The organism is Lentzea terrae, from assembly GCF_003265345.1.
Lineage (GTDB): Bacteria > Actinomycetota > Actinomycetes > Mycobacteriales > Pseudonocardiaceae > Lentzea > Lentzea terrae.
The window spans coordinates 118,317-136,201 of sequence record NZ_QFWW01000034.1 but is presented as its reverse complement, the minus strand read 5'-3'; the positions used below and the strand labels follow the sequence as shown (position 1 = coordinate 136,201).

Sequence of the window (17,885 nt, the reverse complement as noted above, 5' to 3'; positions counted from 1 at the left end):
TCCGGAACGATACGGAGCGCTGTTCCGCTTTGTCAACCGGGCTCGAGGGGAGTGCGCGTGCCACCACGCAAGCGAGCTGACGCCGTGCGCAACGAGCAGACGTTGCTCGCGGCCGCGGCCGAGGTGTTCGTCAGGTCCGGCGTCGACGCGCCGATCCGGGAGATCGCGGCCGAGGCCGGCGTCGGCATGGGCACGATCTACCGGCACTTCCCCACCCGCGCGGACCTCGTCGTCGCCGTCTACCGGCACCAGGTCGAGGCGTGCGCCGAGGCCGGCCCGGCACTGCTGTCCACTTCGGACTCGCCGTTCGCGGCGTTGCGCGCGTGGATCGACCTGTTCGTGGACTTCCTGGTGACCAAGCACGGGCTGGCCGGCGCGATGCAGTCGGACAGCAGCGGGTTCGAGTCTTTGCACGCGTACTTCATCGATCGGCTCGGGCCGGTGTGCGGCAAGTTGCTCGAAGCGAGCGGGATCGAGGACATCCAGCCGTACGAGCTGATGCGCGGGATCGGCAACCTCTGCATCGGCAGGGACGACGACCCGCGCTACAACCCGCGCCGGTTGATCACTCTGCTCCTCGACGGCCTGCGACCAGCAGACCGCGGTTGAACGCCTCGGCCACGGCGGCCGCGCGGTCGTTCACCCCGAGCTTGGCGTAGATGTTGAGCGTGTGGGACTTCACGGTGGCCTCGGTGAGGAAGAGCTTGGCCGCCGCCTCGCGGTTCGTCGCCCCGGCCGCCACCAGCCGCAGCACCTCCAGCTCGCGCTGGCTCAGCAGTCCGGGCGCCGGCTTGCGCACCCGGTTCATCAGCACGGCGGCCGCCGACGGTGCGAGCACGGCCTCGCCACGGGCCGCCGCCCGCACCGCACGCACCAGCTCGTCGCGTCCGGCGTCCTTCAGCAGGTAACCGGTGGCACCCGCCTCGATCGCGGGCAGGACATGATCATCGGTGTCGTAGGTGGTCAACACGAGCACACGCGACTCGCACGCCCCCTCGGTGAGCTCCCTGATCGCGCTCAAGCCGTCGACCCCCGGCATCTGCAGGTCCATCAGGACCACGTCCGGGCGCAGGGCCACCGCCAGCCGCACGGCCTCGGCACCGTCCGCGGCCTCGCCGAGCACCTCGAAGTCTGGATCGCGGGCGAACATGCTGGTCAGCCCGTCCCGCACCACCGGATGGTCGTCCACGACCAGCAGCGTGATCACGCGTGCACCTCCGCTTCGACGGGCACGCGGGCCGAGATGCCCGTGCCGCCACCCGGTTCGGACTCGATCTCCAGGGTGCCGGACACGCTCTCGACCCGCTGGCGCATCGAGATCAGCCCGAACCCACCGGTGCCCGGCAGCGCCCCGAACCCCGTGCCGTCGTCACGCACGTCCAGCGCCGCCTCGCGATCGAGGTACGACAGCGTCACGCCCACCCGGCTAGCCCGCGCGTGCTTGGCCACGTTCGTCAACGCCTCCTGCGCGATCCGCAGCAACGCGGTCTCCGCCTCCGGCCGGATCCGCCGCGCCGGGCCCGTCGTCGTGACCTCGACCGGAATCCCGTGCAGTGCCGACCACCGTTCGGCGACGCCCCGCAACTCCTCGCTCAGCCGCGCCGTGCTCAGCGGCTCCGGGCGCAGCGCGTGCACCGACCGCCGGGCCTCCCGCAGGCTCTCCGCCGCCAGTTCCGTTGCGGTGGCGACATGTCCGCGCCACTCGTCGCCGGCGGTCTCGGCCGCGCGGAGCTGGCTGATGATGGCGGTGAGGCCCTGCGCCAGGGTGTCGTGGATCTCCCGCGCCATCCGCTGCCGTTCGTCCCGCACCGCGGCATCACGCGCCTGCGCGAGCAGTTGTTCGTGCAGGGCCTCGTTCTCCGCCAACGACTCCGCCAGCCTGCGGTAGGCCTGCTCGCGTTCGTCGCTCTGCCGGTCGGCCTGCCGGGCGACGAAGGCGTAAGCACACAACGGCACGGCGTTCCCGACCACCACCGCGGCCCAGAGCGCCACGCCGCCGAGCGTCGTCCGGTCCACGCCGTACGACTGCGCCGTGCCGGCCACCACTGCCACCGCGGCGACGGCCACGAGCTGCCACGGCCAGCCGACGAGCCGGAACGCCCAGAAGTACGCCACCGGCGTGAAGAACCCGAACAACGGGTTCTTGAGCACCAGAACCGCCGCGAACAGGACGAGTACGACGCAGAACGTCATGCGCACCCATGCCCGCTCCTGCCAGTCGGGCCGCAACGCGTGCGGCGCGAGCATCCACAGGGCCACGGACGCGGCCAGAATCAGGTCGGCGAGCGTGGCCGCCCAGCCGATCGTCCAGGCCGCGGTCAGCGCCGCCAGCAACGCGAACGGCCACCACGACAACCGGATCGGCCACATGCGCTCTCCTCCCCCGGCCGCCAATCTACTGCGGCTGCACGGACAGGGAGTGCCGGAAGACGTTGCGCGGATCCCACTTCGCCTTCACCCGTTGCAGGCGCGGGTAGTTGTCCTTGTAGTAGAGCCGTTGCGCGGACACCCCCGAGGTGTTCCACGCCGGATCGGCGAGGTCGGCGTTCGCGTAGTTGATGTACGAACCGTCGTTGACGTCATTGGGCACCGGAACGCCACCGGTCTCGGCGTACACGTCACGGTAGAAGTTGCGCACCCAGGCCAGGTTGGCCGCGTCGTCGGCCTCGTCGGCCCAGATCGCCTGGTAGACCGCCTTCATCACCTCGTCGCGCTGGGCGATCGCGGTGGCATCGGGCGCCACCGCGCCGGCCTGGCCGCCGTAACCGACGAGCAGCAGACTGCCTCCGGGCACACCGTCGTTCGTGAGGTTGCGGCACACGGCTGCGAGTTGCGCCTCGGTGAACTGGCGGCGCAGGTAGCCCGTCTTGATCTTGTAGCGCCGGGTGAGCACGTCACCCGGTTCACCGGTGCCCGGCCACGTCATCCGGTGCAGCCACGGCATCGTGCGCCGCAGATCGAGAGCGCGGGGCACGTCGACGCCCGCGGTCACCGCCTCGACGAACCGCGTTGCCAGGCCGTCGGCGTCCGGCAGCCCCGCGTCGAGCTGCACGGACAGGAACGCAGTGCCGCCCGTGCGGTGCGACGCCTCGAGAATCCCGTACACCCCGGCTTCTCTTGCACCGGGCGCACTGTTGCGTTCATGCCACTCGCCGAAGTTGCGGATCAGTCTCGCGAGGGTCTGCTCGGTGAGGTGTTCCCACGACCAGAAAATGACGTGCTGCAGCATCTCCTTCGGCGCCGGGGGCAGCAGCTGCCCCGGCCCGCCGGTGGCTCCCGGCGACCGCAGCCAGTACCGCGTCACCACACCGAAGTTCCCACCGCCGCCCCCGGTGTGCGCCCACCACAGGTCGCGGTTCGGGTCATCCGGTTCGCGGGTGGCCGTGACCGTGCGGCCGTCTGCCACCACGACTTCCACGCCGTACAGGTGATCCACCACCGACCCGTACCGCCGCGACAACGGCCCGTACCCACCACCCGCGATGTGGCCGCCCGCACCGACCTCGGGACAACCGCCACCGGGGATCGTCACGTTCCAGCCGGTGAGCAACGCCCGATACACCTGGCCCAGCGTCGCTCCCGGCTCGACGAAGAACGCCCGCTTCCCCGCGTCGTACCCGACCGCGTTCATCGGCGAAAGATCCAGCAACAGCCGGACGTCCTGGCCCGCGGTGAGGTTCTCGAAGCAGTGCCCGCCACTGCGCATGGCGATCCGCCGGTTTGAGCGCACCGCATCCCGCACCGCCCGCACCACCTGGTCCGCCGACGCGGCCACGCGAATCTCGTCCGGCCGGTTGACGAAGCGGAAGTTGTTGCCGCGCAACAGGTTCTCGTAGCGGGAGTCGCCGGGGCGCACGATCACCGCTGCACTGGTCTCCGCTGCCGCCTCGCCCCGGCCCGCCGCCAGCACGACCGCCGCGGCGCCCGCGCCGGCGAGCAGGCCGCGCCGGCTCACCTGGTTTTCTCGCATGCCTCGCTCCTTACGACTGTGAGGTCTTCAACCTCCCAATCGCACGGCTCGGCACGCATCAGCCCGGCTGCTGAAACAGCGGTGGAACGTGGGCGTCCACCGTCCGGTGGAGTTCTCCACCGTCTGGTTGTCTTCGTCAGAAGATCTTGACCAGGCGGTCGATGCCGTCCGGGTCCCGCACGACGAGTTCCTTGCCCTCACGCATCTCCGCTTCGAGGAACTCGTAAAGCTGCACGGCCCGGTTCACGATGTCGACCTTCTTCATGCCGGTGCGCGCCTGGAGCTTGCCCAGCGCTGCGGCGGAGTCGGCGATCAACGCGACGTTGACCCGCTCGACGACGGCCGGCTTGTCCTGCTGAGTCATGCCTCCATCCTCGCAGATCAACACATCCTCGGCCACTTTTTGACACAGAAAATGTGGCAAATCGGTTGACTTTGCGGTCGGCCGCAGCGCTATGCTCATGGGGTGGACCGTGCGCAAGCACTGGCTGCAGGCCGAGTTCGGGGGGACTGGCCTCCGGCTGGCGTTGCGTGACGCGGTGTCCGACTCAGACACCGCCGAGGTCCATCTGGCCGCCGCGCTCAGATTGGGCGCAATGGTTGCGCCAGGGGGTGAAAGGAACACTTGTGAGCACAGGTGTTGTGACTCCGGAAGTGGGCGAGCCGGAGCCGAACGAGGAGCCTGGCGACACGGCACAGCTGCGCATCGAGTTCGCTGACAATGCCGTGCACGTCGAGGGGCCGTCGAGCCGGTTGCACGAGTTGACCGACTCGATGTCGTTGGCCGTTGCCGCCGTTGGTGGCGTGGCCGGTCCGACACTGGCGTTGGGAACACTTCCCGAGGGAACGCCGGTGTGGGCGACAGCGGCTCTGACCGGTGCGCAGCTGGTGTTTCTGACGTACGTGGTCACGACGATCTTCGTGCGCCGATGGCGGGCTCGACCCGCCTGACGATGAGGGGCACCGCGCGGGTGCCCCTCAAGGCGTTTCTCTAGCCGACCAACAACTTCGCGGCCACCGCCGCCCCGTCCGCCCGGACCTGGGCCGCCACCTCGGCCGCGCGAACCCGAGTCTCCGGGTCCAGTGCCGTCTTCAGCGCGGCCGACAACGACTCGAACGTCGGTGTCGGACCGTCGTGCGCCGCCCCAATGCCGAGGTCGGCCACCCGCCGTGCCCAGTACGGCTGGTCCACCATCTGCGGCACGAGCACCTGAGGCGCACCGGCACGTGCCGCGGTCGTCGTCGTGCCGCCGCCACCGTGGTGCACAGCGGCGGCGACTCGGGGGAACAGCGCCTGCTGGTTGACCTCGCCGACGACGAAGCAGTCGTCACCGGAGAGCTCGGCCAGGCCGGCCCACCCGCGAGCCAGCAGCACCCGACGGCCCTGCGCGCGGACCGCGTCGACCGCTACCTGGCCGACGTCCTTCGAGGCGTGCATCGGCATGCTGCCGAAGCCGACGTACACCGGTGGCTCACCGGCGGCCAAGAACGCCTCCAGCTCGGGCGAGAGCGGTCGGGAGTCCGGCAGGATCCACGCGCCGGTCTGCGTGACCTCGAGATTCGTCAGCTCCGGCACCGGCCAGAGCACCGGATCCGCCGCCAGCAACAGCTGGCCCTCGTAGACGTGGTCGCGGACGTTGTCCACCGGCGGCAGGCCGAGCGCCGCACGGTGGGTGTTGAGCGCCGGGCCGTACATCGCGTTCACGTTCTCCGCGTCGATGCGCCACAGCACCCGGTTGTCGGTCTCCCCCGGCGGGAACGGCTTGCCCGGCCGCTGACCCGGCGCGCGGTGCGGCGACGGCAGCGAGATGTCGTGGAACGCCGCAAGCACGTACCGGAGGCCGAACTGCTCGGCGACCGTCGGCGCACCGGCGGGCATCAGGCCGGACGCCACCAGCACGTCAGCTCCCTCGGCCGCACGAGCGACCGGGCCGAACCACTCGTCGACCAGCGCTGCCGCAACGCGCGGCGGGTCCACGGGGCGGCTGGTCACCAGGTCGCGCACCGACTGTCCGAACGCGACGAACGGCACGCCGAACTCGTCCAGGCGGGTAACGAACTCCTCGTCCGGCGGCACGCACACCACCACCTCCGCGCCCGCGTTCTGCACCGCCACCGCCAGCGCGATCAGCGGTTCCACATCTCCACGCGATCCGTACCCGGCCAGCACAACACGCACTTCGCGACTCCCCAGTCCTCACTGATTCCTGCTGAGGTCGCAGAGTGTGCGGCATGAACGGGGTCTTGCCGCAAGGCCCCCTGTGCGCTATATGTTGAAGTGGGAAGAGGCCCCGGACGTGATGTCCGGGGCCTCTTCCGTTCGTACGAGAGCTAGTTCAGCGCGACCTTCAAGAGCCTGGTGTTGCTGTTGCCCGCTGTGGAGTCCTTGTCACCGTTGGACGTGGTGACCCACAGCGAACCGTCCGGAGCAGGCTCGGGCGTCCGCAGCCGGCCGTAGGTGCCCTGGAAGTGCGACGTGGTGGTGCCGACCGACGAGCCGTTGATCGTCATGCGGTACAGGCGTTCGCCGCGCAGGGCGGCGAGGAACAGCACGTCGTTCACGATCGCGAGACCCGACGGGGACGCGGAGCCGACCGAGAAGGTCTTCTTCGGCGCGATGAAACCGCCGCAGGAGCCGGAAGTTCCCTCACACGAAGGCCAGCCGTAGTTGCCGCCCTTCTGCAGCAGGTTGACCTCGTCCATCGTGCCGTCGCCGAGCTCGGCCTGCCACATGCGGCCCTGCGAGTCCACGGCGAGGCCCTGGACGTTGCGGTGGCCGTAGGTCCAGACGTAGCGGGCGTTGCCGCCCTCGCCGAAGAACGGGTTGTCCGCCGGCGCGGAACCGTCCGGGTTCAGCCGCAGGACCTTGCCGCCCAGCGACTGCTTGTTCTGCGGCGTGCTCTTGTTCTGACCGTCGCCGGTGCCCGCGTAGAGCTTGCCGTCCGCACCGAAGCGGATGCGGCCGCCGTTGTGGAACTTGTTGCGCGGGATGCCGGTCAGCAGCGTCGTCCAGCCGGTGAGCGAGTTGCCCTCGATCTTCGCCCGCACGATCCGGTTGTCACTGGAAGACGTGTGGTAGACGTAGATCAGGCCGTCCGCGGCGAACGTCGGCGAGAGCTCGATGCCCAGCAGGCCGCCCTCGCCGTTGGTGCCACTCACACCAGGAACCTTGCCCAGCGTGGTCTTCTGGCCGGACGGCGTGATCTTCACGATGTCCTGCGCGTCGCGGCGCGAGTAGATGCCGTCGCCGTTGGGCAGGAACGCGAGGCCCCACGGCACGTCGTTGTCGCTCGCGACCTGCGTGACGGCACCGACCTGGTCGCCGCCGGACTTCGTGCGCACCGTCACCGCGTTGGAAGCGGGGCCGGCGTTGCCGACGGCGTCGAAAGCCTTGACGGTGAAGGTGTACTCGGTGTTCGCCGTGCGGCCGCCGATCGTGGCGGACGTGCCGGTCGCGTCACCGACCTTCGTCGCTCCCGTGTAGACCTCGTAGCGGGTCACGCCGACGTTGTCCGTCGCCGCGTCCCACGCGAGCGACGCCGAGTTCGCCGTCGCGCCGGTCGAACGGAGGTTCTTCGGCGCGGTCGGCGGGATCGGGTCGTCCTGCGCCGGCGGGGTCTTGAACTCCGCCGTGTTCGAGGCCTGCGAGACGTTGCCCGCGGCGTCGCGCGCGTTGACGTAGAAGCCGTAGTTCACGTTGGGCTTCAGGCCGGTCATGACCGTCGTCAGGTCGGTGCCCGGCACGGACTTCTGGAACTGACCGAGGTTGTAGATGTCGTACGCGACGACGGCGACGTTGTCCGTCGCGGCCTTCCACGTCAGCTTCGCCGAGTCGTGCTTGATGTCGGACGCGACGAGGTTCGACGGCGGTGTCGGCGGCTCACCGTCGACGGGGCCGCTGTTGCCGAAGACCTGGAACTCCTGCAAGGAGTAGCCGTACGACGTGCCGGTGCGGCAACGGGTCGTGCCGTACACCCGGACATAACGGCCCCGCCCGGTGACCGTCAGGTCCTCGACCCCACCCTTGCCGTCGGCGGTGGTGTGGATGGCCGTCCAGCTCGAGTCGTTCTCAGAGGTCTCGACCCGGTACGCCTTGGCGCACGAGAGGTCCCACTGCAGCCGGACCCGGCTGATGTTCGCGGACGCGCCGAGGTCGACGCGGATCCAGGCCGGGTCGGTGTTCGACTTGCTGGCCCAGCGCGTGCCCGAGTTGCCGTCGACGGCGTTCTTCGGTGCGTAGTTCGCACCGCCGGACGCCGACTCGGTCGCGGGCTTGCCTTGGGACAGCAGGACATCCGCGGCGGCCGCGTGCGGCGCGGCGGATACGAGCGAGGTCACCGCCACTGCGAGCGCAGTGGCCAGGATGCCGGTTCTGGCGACCAGCAACCGCCGGGAACGGGGTGCCACAGGAGCCTCCCACTTTCGTTCGGGGATGGGTTGTGCGGCGGCAGTGCGTTCGACCGGGCGGCGGGCCAGTCATCGGAGGAATGCTCGCAATCTGTTGACTCACTGTGGAGACCAGGTGTAGGCATTCGACCGTTACAGAAAAACCGTAAACGTTTTCGAGCGCCAGGTCCAGAGTCAGTTAGGGAGCCACGAGATGCGCTGGACAAGGAAGTTACAGCTCGTCATCCCCGCCCTGTTGGTCGTGACGGCGTGTGGTGCGCCGGAAGCCCCGCAGGCGCAGAACGCACCCACGACAGTCCCGGACAAGCCGTCGAAACCGGTCGAGCTGAACGTGCTCGACGTGGCCGGCAACCTGCAGCTCACCCAGGGCATGATCGACGAGTTCGTCCGCTCGAACCCCGACCACGTCAGCAAGGTCAACTACACCAAGGCGACCGCGCCGGACATGCCGGGCAAGCTCAAGGCCGAGCAGAACTCCGGCACCTCCCAGACCCACCTCGTGCTGACCGGTACCGACGGATTGTCGTCGGTCATCGAGCAAAAACTGGTCTACGAACTGCTCCCCGGATTTTCGGCGAAGCTGCCGGACCTCGAGAAGACCTACCTCCCGCCCGCGTGGGAGATGCAGAAGCTCGCCCAGGGCCAGGGCGTCGCCGTCACCTACTACCCCGCGGGCCCGCTGCTGGAGTACGACCCGGCCAAGGTGCCCACACCTCCGACCTCTCCGGCCGAACTGCTCGCGTGGGCCAAGGCCAACCCCGGCAAGTTCCAGTACGCGCGCCCCGCGAACTCCGGTCCGGGCAGGACGTTCCTCATGGGACTGCCGTACCTGCTGGGCGACTCCGACCCCAAGGACCCGGAAAAGGGCTGGGAGAAGACCTGGGCGTACCTGAAGGAGCTCGGCCAGTACGTCGACAACTACCCCGGCGGCACGACCGACGTCATGAAGAACCTGGCGAACGGCACGTCGTGGATGGTCGCGTCCACCACAGGCTGGGACATCAACCCGCGCGTGCTCGGCTCGGTGCCGGAGGGCATGAAGATCGCGACGTTCAAGGGCTTCCACTGGGTCACCGACGCGCACTACGCGGTGGTGCCCAAGGGCGTATCAGGCGACGTGCTGTCGGCGAACCTGGCGCTGGTCAAGTTCATGCTGGACCCCAAGCAGCAGGCGAAGGCGTACGACAAGGGCTACTTCTACCCCGGTCCCGCCGTCAAGGACGTGACGCTCAAGATGGCGCCGCAGGAGTCACAGGACGCGATCGCGAAGTTCGGGCGGCCCGAGTACGACAAGCTGATCGCGGAGAACCCGAAGGAGACGTCGCTGCCGGCCGCGCAGCAGGTCAAGGCGTTCCAGCGGTGGGACCGAGAGATCGGCAAGAAGTGACCTCGCACATCTCTGGACAACGCTTCGCGGAGCTGCACCTCGACCACGTGCAGCGCGCGTTCGGGGACACCGTTGCCCTCAAGGGCATGGACCTGACGATCAAGGGCGGCGAGTTCGTCGCCCTGCTCGGGCCGTCCGGGTGCGGCAAGTCCACCGCGTTGAACTGCCTGGCGGGGCTGCTGCCGTTGACCGGCGGTCGGATCACCTTGGACGGCAAGCGCATCGACGACCTGCCGCCGGAGAAGCGCGGGTTCGGCATGGTCTTCCAGAACTACGCGCTGTTCCCGCACATGTCGGTGCGGCGCAACATCGGGTTCGGGCTGTCCATGCGCAAGACGCCCAAGGCCGAGCTGAAGCGGCGGGTGGACGAGGCCGTGCGGCTCGTGCAGCTCGAGGAGCACCAGCACAAGTTCCCGGCGCAGCTGAGTGGTGGCCAGCAACAACGTGTGGCGATCGCCCGTGCGATCGTCCTGGAACCGCCGCTGGTGCTCATGGACGAGCCGCTGTCCAACCTGGACGCTGCTTTGCGGCTCGAAATGCGCACGGAGATCCGTCGGCTGCACCAGTCACTCGGCCTCACGACCGTCTACGTGACGCACGACCAGGAGGAGGCGCTGGCCCTCGCCGACCGCCTCGTGGTGCTGCGGCTCGGCGAGGTGCAGCAGGTCGGCTCGCCGGAGGAGGTCTACGCGCACCCGGTCAACCAGTACGTGGCGGGATTCATGGGTTACCGCAACATGATCCCGGTCGACGTCACGTCCCAGGAAGGCGAGCACGCGACCGTCCACACCGATGACGGCATCAAACTCGTTGGCGTCAAACGGGAAGAACTCACCGGGCAAGCCGTCGCCGCGGTCCGGCCAGAAGACTTCACCGTGGTGAGCGAAGTCGGCGAGAACACTCTCGAAGCGGTGGTGGAGATCGTCGAGTACCACGGCCGCGAGCAGGCGGTGGAAGCCCGGTTGCGCAACGGCTCGCCGCTGCACATCCGCACGAACTCGCGGCTCGCACCCGGCGACACCATCAGGCTGAAGGTGCCGGTCGAGCGTGTGCTGGTGTTCTCGTGACGGCGACGCTTGAGCAACCGAAAGCCTCGGTCAGGCACCGGCTGGCCGAGAAGGGCGTCGACCGCGTCCTGTGGCTGCTGGTGCCGGGCGCGGTGTTCGTCATCCTCCTGTTCGTCTACCCGTTTCTGTACGGGCTGCAGCTGTCGTTCCAGCCGAAAGGCGGCGGCAACCCGTTCCAGAACTACATCACGTTCTTCTCCGACGAGTACCTGGCGGAGACCGTCTGGATCACGCTCCGGCTCGGGTTGCCCGCGGCGCTGTTCAACGTGCTTGCGTCCATCCCGATCGCGTTCCGGATGCGGGGCAGGTTCCGCGGCAAGCGAGCGCTCACCACGTTGCTGGTCATCCCGATCACGCTCGGCACGGTGCTGACGGCGGAGGGACTGCTCGCGTTCTTCGGCCCGACGGGGTGGTTCAACCGCATCTGGCTGGCGCTGGGCGCCGACGAACCGGCGAAGCTCACCCACAACTACTGGGGTGTGCTGTTCTCACTGATCATCACCGGCTTCCCGTTCGCCTTCCTGCTCACGCTGTCGTACCTCTCCGGCATCGACCCGACGCTGGAACAGGCGGCGGCGACGTTGGGAGCGTCCAGGAGACAACGCTTCCGCACGATCACCATGCCGTTGCTGGCACCGGGGCTCGCGGTCACGTTCTGCCTGTCGTTCGTGCTCGCGTTCTCGGTGTTCCCCTCGGCGGTCATGGTCGGCAACCCGGCCGGCGAAACCCACGTGATGTCGATCGCCGCGTATGAAACAGCGTTGCGGGACAACGACTTCGCGATGGGCTCGGCGATCGCGATGCTGATGGCGCTGGTGATGCTGATCGTGATCGGCGTGGTGCTGATCTGGCGCACGACGCTCTACCGCGGCGCGACGGGAGGCAAGGGATGAAAGCACGTCCGGTCGTCTGGCTCACGTGGGGCGCACTGGCGTTTTTCATGGTGAACCTGGTCGGCATCGTCGGCGCGGTCGTCACGAACTCGTTCGCGGAGAGCTGGTTCGGCACGTGGCTGCCCAACGGCTACACAGGCAAGTGGTACGGCGAGGCGTGGCGCGACTACCGCTTGCTCGACGTCCTGACCGTCACCTTCCAGGTCGCGATCGCGGTCGTGGTCATCTCCGTCCTCATCGGAGTTCCTACGGCCTACGCACTGGCACGTCGCAACTTCCCCGGCAAGAAGCTGCTCAACGTCCTGTTCCTGCTGCCGATCCTGATGCCGCCGATGACGTACGGCATCCCGCTCGCCACCGTGCTCTACAAGTTCCAGCTGGCAGGCAGCATGTTCGGCGTGATCGCGGCGAACCTCGTGCCGGCCGTGCCGTTCGTGGTGCTGACGATGACGCCGTTCATCGAGCAGATCGACACGAAGATCGAGTCGGCGGCGCGGATGTGCGGCGCGAACACGTTCGCCATCTTCACCCGCGTGCTGGCCCCGTTGCTGGTACCGGGCATCCTGGCAGCATCGATCCTGGTGCTCGTGCGGACGGTGGGCATGTTCGAACTGACGTTCCTCACCGCGGGACCGACCAGCCAGACCCTGGTCGTGTCGCTGTACGAGGCCATGTCGTCGGCGGGCATCCGGCCACAGCAGATGGTCGACTCGATGGCCGTCATCTACACGGGGTCGATGTTGGTGCTGCTGGTGATCGCGCTTAGGTTTGTGAACCCGACGCAGCTCGTCACCAGGCTCAAGGACACGGCTTAGGGCATGCCCAACAGGTCTCGTTCGATGAGAGTCGCGGTTGAGGTGGTTCCTGGTGGTGCGGGCGGCCGACCCGCATACCGGTGTTGTATGTGGGTCGGCCGCCCGTGCCGCCAGGGGCCACCTCAGCCCCGGCTATCGCGGACACGGACCTGTTGGGCAGGCCCGAACACCTGACCCGTCATGATTGTTTCAACCGGCAGTTCGAGGGTGAGGTACAAGTGGCAGTCACCATCCGCGACGTGGCACGCAGGGCGCACGTATCGGTCGCCACCGTTTCGCGTGCGCTGACATCCCCCGAGCTGGTGCGCCCGGAGACCAGATCACGGGTGCTGGCTGCCGCTTCCGACCTCGGCTACCAGCCCAATCGGGCCGCGCGAGGGCTGATCACCGGCAAGACCGGCAACATCGGCATCGTCGTGCCCGACCTCGACAACCCGTTCTTCACGGGCGTGCTCAAGGCCGTGCAGGCGCGGGCGATGCAGGCCGACTACGCGGTGTTCGTCGCGGACAGCGACGAGGACCCGGTCGCCGAGGCCAAGCTCGTGCACGCGATGGCCAAGCAGGTGGACGGCGTGGTGCTGTGCGCGCCGGGCCTGGAGGACTCGCAGGTCTACGAGGTGGCCGGCGCGACGTCGCTGGTGCTGCTGAACCGGCGCCTGCCCGGCGTGCCGGCCGCGTTGATGGACTCGGCCGGCGGCATGCACGCGATCATCGACCACCTCGTCGCGTTGGGACACCGGCGGATCGCCTACCTGAACGGGCCGCGCACCTCGTGGTCCAACCAGGAGCGTCGCCGGGGCCTGATGTCAGCGGTTGCCCAGCACGGTGTCGACCTGGTGGATCTCGGACCGTTCGCGCCGCGCTACGAAGGCGGTTTGCAGGCCGCTGACTTGGCCGTGGCGGCCGACACGACAGCGATCGTCGCCTACAACGACATCATGGCGCTGGGCGTGCTGGCGCGGCTGCGGGACCGCGGTATCTCGGTGCCCGGTGACGTGTCGGTGACCGGGTTCGACGACCTGACGTACGCGGCGCTGTGCTCGCCCGCGTTGACAACGGTGGCAATGCCGGTGGCGCAGGCGGGACGCACGGCCGTGAACCTGTTGCTCGACTGGCTCGACTCGGACAACACGGAAGTTCCGCAGATCGTGGCCGAAACCCAACTCATCGTGCGCGGAACTACTACGCCACCTCGCAAGTAATGCAAGGCGGCCCCGGCAAGGGCGTCTGGGGGGAGTACGCCGTGAGCCGGGGCCGCGAAGCGGCTGGGCCCGAGGGGGGAGGGGGCCTAGCGCCGCTTGGTTCTCCACTCTGCCCTGACCGGACCGAATGCGCCAGGGTGGATGTACCTGTTTTTGGATTTCTCGTACGTACGGGTTACCCGTAGAGCCCTTCGTACAACGCAGAGTGAAGGCGGTGCACCACGTTCCGCTTGACCTTCAGCGTCGGGGTGAGCTCACCTTCCTCCTGGGACAGATCGCGGCTGAGCAGCACGAACCTCTTCACCTGGGAAACGCTGGCGAAGTGCGAGTTCGCTTCGTCAACAACTTCCTGCACGAGCGCTCGCACGTCTGGGTGACCCACCAAAGATTCGACATCACCGGGCAAGCCACGCGCCGTCGCCCACGGCACGATCTCGTCGGCGTCGAGTGTGATCAGCGCCACACAGTAGGGCTTGCGATCGCCGAACAGGACGGCGTGCGAGATCCAGCGGGACTGGCGCAGCACGTTCTCCACGTTGGCCGGCGCGATGTTCTTGCCGCCCGCGGTGATGATGATGTCCTTCTTGCGCCCCGTGATCGTCACGAAACCGTCCGCGTCGATCTCGCCGAGGTCGCCGGTGTGCAGCCAGCCGTCCTGGATCGTGGCAGCGGTCGCCTCGGGATTGCGCCAGTAGCCCGCGAACACGTGCGGGCCGCGCATCAGCAGCTCGCCGTCCTCCCCGAGCGACATCTCCAGGCCCGCAACTCCGGACGCGCCAACGGAACCGAGCTTGAAACGTGTCAACGTGTTGATCGTCCCGACCGCGGTGGACTCGGTCATGCCGTAGCCCTCCAGCACCGGCACTCCGGCCGCGTGGAAGAACTGCAGCACCTCGCGCGAGATCGGCGCGGCGCCGGACAACGCCTGCACGAGCTGTCCGCCGAACACCGCCCGCACCTTGGCGAACAGCGCGTCGACCTGCTCGAAAGCCGCAGCCATCTCGGCAGGAACAGGTTCACCAACGGCACGGCGACGCCGAACCTCGAGCCCGAGCGTCACCGCCTGACCGAGCTGCTCCGGTGGCACGGCCGACGTGACGAACGTGTAGATCTTTTCGAAAATTCGCGGCACAGAAGGCAGGAACGTCGGCCGGACCTCCGCCAGCTCCGGCACGATCGCCGTCATGTCGCCGCCGAAGTACGCGAGCGCGCCACCGCGGTACATCGTGCCGAACATGACTATTTGGGCGAAAACGTGTGCCAGCGGCAGGAACAGGTAGACGGTGCCGGTCATCGCGTCGATGCGGGCTTCTTCCGCGACCCGGCACAACGCGACCCAGTTCGCGTTGGTCAGGATGCAGCCCTTGGGCGGCCCGGTGGTGCCGGAGGTGTAGATGATCAGGCTCGGGTCTTCCGGTTTGATCGCGGCACGACGGGAGTCCAGCTCGGCGGCCAGCGGTGAGGTGCGGCCGGTGTCCTGCAACTCGGCCAGGGTCGGGCGGTCAGCGGCAGGTTCAATCGTGAAAACTGTTCGCAGCTCAGGAAGTTCCGGCCGGACGACCTCGACCTTCACGCACTGGGACTCGTCCTCGGCCACCACGATCGACGCGCCGGAGTCGCCGACCACCCACGCGATCTCCTCCGCCGTGCTCGACGGGTAGATCGGCACGACGATGCCACCCGCCGCCAGCACGGCCAGCTCGACCGCCGTCCACTCGGGACGCGTGTTCGCCAGCACGCAGACCCGGTCGCCCGCCTTCAGTCCGGCGTGGACGAACCCGGACGCGAGATCCAGCACCTGCTCGGCGACCTCGGCGTAGGTCTGCTCGCGCCACTCGCCGTGCCGTTTGAACCGCCACGCCACCGCGTCGCCGTAGGCCTGCTCCGCGAGGAACGGCAGGTCGGCTATCCGGCGGACGGTCTGCACCGCGTTGGGGCTGCTGACTGCGGCGGTCATGGCGGCTCCTAGGCACGTCGGGGGGATTTTCAGGCGGGCACGACCTGCACGCGGGTGCCGTTCAGCACGGCGGTGCCCGAGAGCGGGTCGATGCGGAGGTCGTCGGTGAGGAGGTTGACGTTCACGCCGGCGTGCTCGCGCGCGACGGTCAACTGCGTACCCGGTTGGTCGTGGCCCCAGCCGTGCGGCATCGACACGACGCCGGGCGCGATGTCGTCGGTGACCTCGACCAGCACCTCGATCTTGCCGACGCGCGAGGTGACCTGAGCGGTCGCGCCGTCGACCAGTCCGATCCGCGTGGCGTCACCGGAGTTCACCAGCAGCGTGCACAACGGCTTGCCCTTCACCAGCGCGGGCACGTTGTGCATCCAGGAGTTGTTGGTGCGCAGGTGCCTGCGGCCGACCAGCACCATGTCGATCTCCGGCGTCTGCAACGCCGTCAGCACGCGCGGCAGGTCGTTCATGATCGGCTCAGGCGTCAGCTCGATCCGGCCGGACACGGTCCGCAGGATCTCCGGCAGTCGCGAGGTGAGCGGGCCGAGGTCGATGCCGTGCGGGTTGTCCAGCAACTGCCGCAAGGAAACCCCGTACGGGCCGGTGCGGAGTTTGAGGTCCAGCAACCGTTCCTCGCGCGTCTCGCCCTCGGGCTCGAAGTCGACGCCGAGCTGCTGCTTCAGACCGGCGAGCTGCATCGCGGCGATGGCGTCGAGATCCGCGGACGGGCCAAGTCCGCTGAAGATCGTGGCGAGCCGGAAGAAGATGTCCGTCTCGTCGACCCTGCCTTCCTCCAACGGAATCGCCGCGCGCGAGTACTTCACGACGTTGCGCACGGAGTTGTTCAGGAACGCGATGTCGTAGTGGTCACGGCGAGACGGCGGCGGCGTCGGCAGGATGACGTCCGCGTGCCGGGTGGTCTCGTTCAGGTACGGATCAACGCTGACCACGAAGTCCAGTGAGGACAGAGCCTCGTTCACGCGCGCCGAGTTCGGCAACGACAGCGCGGGGTTGCCGCCGATCGTGAACAGCGCCCGGACCTGGCCCTCGCCGGGCGTCTCGATCTCGTCGACCATCGTGACGGCCGGGTACTCCCCCATCACCTCGGGATGCCCCTTGACCCGGCTGTGCCAGCGGCCGATGCCGAAACCCTTGCCCCGGCCCGATCCGCGCTTGCTGTGCGCGGGCAACGGCCACATCACGCCACCGGGCCGGTCGAGGTTGCCGGTGAGGATGTTGAGCGTGTCGACCGCCCACGACGCGACCGTGCCGAACTCGACCGTCGTCGTGCCAATACGCCCGTACACCGCCGCACGTTCGGCGTCGGCCAACTGCCGGGCCAACGCGCGAATCGCCTCAGCGTCAATCCCCGTCCGTTCGGAGACGGCCTCCGGGCTGAACGCGGCCACGTGCGCGCGAATCGCCGTGTGGTCGGTGACGTGCTCGGCAAGTTCGCGGAGGTTGACCAGATCCTGCGCGAACAGCTCGTGGATCAACGCCAGCAGCAGGAACACGTCGGTGCCCGGCCGGATCACGATGTGCTGGTCGGCGGCTTGTGCCGTGCGGCTGCGGCGCGGGTCGACGACGACGAACGAGCCGCCGCGCTTCTGCAGTTCCTTGAACCGGCCGGGCACGTCCGGAACGGTCCACAGGCTGCCGTTGGACGAGAACGGGTCCGCGCCGAGCACCAGCATGAAGTCGGTGCGGTCGATGTCCGGCACCGGGATCGAGAAGATGCTGCCGTACATGTGGCCGCACTGGACGTGCTTGGGCATCTGGTCGACCGTGCTGGCGGTGAAGACGTTGCGGCTGCCCAGCGCCTTGCGCAGCGGACCCGCGTAGAGGCCGCCGGCGAGCGAGTGGACGACCGGGTTGCCCAGGTACATCGCGATCGAGTCGCGGTCGGGGAAGTCCTTGAGCCGCTCGTCGATGTAGCGGAAGGCCTCGTCCCAGGTCACCTCCTGGAACTCGCCGTCGCGCTTGATCAGCGGGGCCTGCAGGCGGTCCGGGTCGGCGTCGAGCGTGCCGAGGGAGGCGCCCTTGGGGCAGATGAAGCCCTTGCTGAAGTCGTCCGCACGGTCGCCGCGCACCTTCGTGATGCGATCGCCCTCGACCGTCAGCTCCAGCCCGCACGTCGCCTCGCAGAGCGGGCAGGTCGTGAACACGGTGCTCATTGGTCCCCTTGTCCGGCTT

15 protein-coding genes are annotated in these 17,885 nt (G+C 68.3%); 7 read left to right on the top strand and 8 right to left on the bottom strand.

Going from position 1 to position 17,885, the window contains the following annotated elements; all coding sequences use genetic code 11:
- Positions 1-57 precede the first annotated feature (57 nt).
- Positions 58-609 carry a TetR/AcrR family transcriptional regulator gene (locus DI276_RS42370; RefSeq protein WP_112274845.1) on the top strand — a complete coding sequence of 184 codons (552 nt, stop codon included), beginning with the start codon at positions 58-60 and terminating at the stop codon, positions 607-609.
- Here DI276_RS42370 and DI276_RS42365 read toward each other — a convergent pair.
- The 4 genes from DI276_RS42365 to DI276_RS42350 form a co-directional block, all read right to left on the bottom strand.
- The gene (locus DI276_RS42365; protein ID WP_198681250.1) at positions 566-1,207 is read right to left on the bottom strand and encodes a response regulator; all 642 of its coding nucleotides are present in this window, start codon (positions 1,205-1,207) and stop codon (positions 566-568) included. The genes DI276_RS42370 and DI276_RS42365 overlap by 44 nt on opposite strands.
- Positions 1,204-2,370 carry a sensor histidine kinase gene (locus DI276_RS42360; RefSeq protein WP_112274605.1) on the bottom strand — a complete coding sequence of 389 codons (1,167 nt, stop codon included), beginning with the start codon at positions 2,368-2,370 and terminating at the stop codon, positions 1,204-1,206. The genes DI276_RS42365 and DI276_RS42360 overlap by 4 nt, the downstream gene beginning before the upstream one ends.
- 25 nt (positions 2,371-2,395) lie before the next feature.
- Positions 2,396-3,970: an FAD-binding oxidoreductase gene (locus DI276_RS42355; RefSeq protein ID WP_112274603.1), complete on the bottom strand. Its 1,575-nt coding sequence runs from the start codon at positions 3,968-3,970 to the stop codon at positions 2,396-2,398.
- 136 nt (positions 3,971-4,106) lie between these two features.
- Positions 4,107-4,334 (bottom strand): ribbon-helix-helix domain-containing protein, encoded by a 228-nt coding sequence (locus tag DI276_RS42350; RefSeq protein WP_112274601.1) that lies wholly within the window; start codon positions 4,332-4,334, stop codon positions 4,107-4,109.
- A gap of 263 nt (positions 4,335-4,597) precedes the next feature.
- On the opposite strand from DI276_RS42350, the gene DI276_RS42345 reads away from it, so the two are divergent.
- The gene (locus tag DI276_RS42345) at positions 4,598-4,921 is read left to right on the top strand and encodes a hypothetical protein (protein ID WP_157985311.1); all 324 of its coding nucleotides are present in this window, start codon (positions 4,598-4,600) and stop codon (positions 4,919-4,921) included.
- Positions 4,922-4,961: 40 nt separating this feature from the next.
- On the opposite strand, the gene DI276_RS42340 is transcribed toward DI276_RS42345, so the two are convergent.
- Together DI276_RS42340 and DI276_RS42335 are read right to left on the bottom strand one after the other, a co-directional pair.
- Positions 4,962-6,149 carry a glycosyltransferase gene (locus DI276_RS42340; protein ID WP_112274597.1) on the bottom strand — a complete coding sequence of 396 codons (1,188 nt, stop codon included), beginning with the start codon at positions 6,147-6,149 and terminating at the stop codon, positions 4,962-4,964.
- A gap of 152 nt (positions 6,150-6,301) precedes the next feature.
- Positions 6,302-8,377: a PQQ-dependent sugar dehydrogenase gene (locus tag DI276_RS42335; RefSeq protein ID WP_232837296.1), complete on the bottom strand. Its 2,076-nt coding sequence runs from the start codon at positions 8,375-8,377 to the stop codon at positions 6,302-6,304.
- A 193-nt stretch (positions 8,378-8,570) separates the two neighbouring features.
- Between DI276_RS42335 and DI276_RS42330 the strand changes: the two genes are divergently transcribed.
- The 5 genes from DI276_RS42330 (at position 8,571) to DI276_RS42310 (ending at position 13,741) form a co-directional block, all read left to right on the top strand.
- On the top strand, positions 8,571-9,764 hold the full coding sequence (locus DI276_RS42330; protein WP_112274595.1) for an extracellular solute-binding protein: 1,194 nt from the start codon (positions 8,571-8,573) through the stop codon (positions 9,762-9,764).
- Positions 9,761-10,831 carry an ABC transporter ATP-binding protein gene (locus tag DI276_RS42325; protein WP_232837295.1) on the top strand — a complete coding sequence of 357 codons (1,071 nt, stop codon included), beginning with the start codon at positions 9,761-9,763 and terminating at the stop codon, positions 10,829-10,831. Before DI276_RS42330 ends, DI276_RS42325 begins: the two co-directional genes overlap by 4 nt.
- Positions 10,828-11,724 carry an ABC transporter permease gene (locus DI276_RS42320; RefSeq protein ID WP_112274593.1) on the top strand — a complete coding sequence of 299 codons (897 nt, stop codon included), beginning with the start codon at positions 10,828-10,830 and terminating at the stop codon, positions 11,722-11,724. Before DI276_RS42325 ends, DI276_RS42320 begins: the two co-directional genes overlap by 4 nt.
- Positions 11,721-12,539 (top strand): ABC transporter permease, encoded by an 819-nt coding sequence (locus tag DI276_RS42315; protein WP_112274591.1) that lies wholly within the window; start codon positions 11,721-11,723, stop codon positions 12,537-12,539. The genes DI276_RS42320 and DI276_RS42315 overlap by 4 nt, the downstream gene beginning before the upstream one ends.
- Before the next feature lie 218 nt (positions 12,540-12,757).
- Entirely contained in the window at positions 12,758-13,741 is a 984-nt protein-coding gene (locus DI276_RS42310) for a LacI family DNA-binding transcriptional regulator (RefSeq protein ID WP_045314629.1), read from the top strand.
- 175 nt (positions 13,742-13,916) lie between these two features.
- Here DI276_RS42310 and DI276_RS42305 read toward each other — a convergent pair whose 3' ends face one another.
- The gene (locus DI276_RS42305; RefSeq protein ID WP_112274589.1) at positions 13,917-15,698 is read right to left on the bottom strand and encodes an AMP-dependent synthetase/ligase; all 1,782 of its coding nucleotides are present in this window, start codon (positions 15,696-15,698) and stop codon (positions 13,917-13,919) included.
- Between the two features lie 29 nt (positions 15,699-15,727).
- Complete coding sequence (locus tag DI276_RS42300; protein WP_112274587.1) at positions 15,728-17,866, bottom strand: molybdopterin oxidoreductase family protein; 2,139 nt, start codon at positions 17,864-17,866, stop codon at positions 15,728-15,730.
- Between the last annotated feature and the right edge of the window lie 19 nt (positions 17,867-17,885).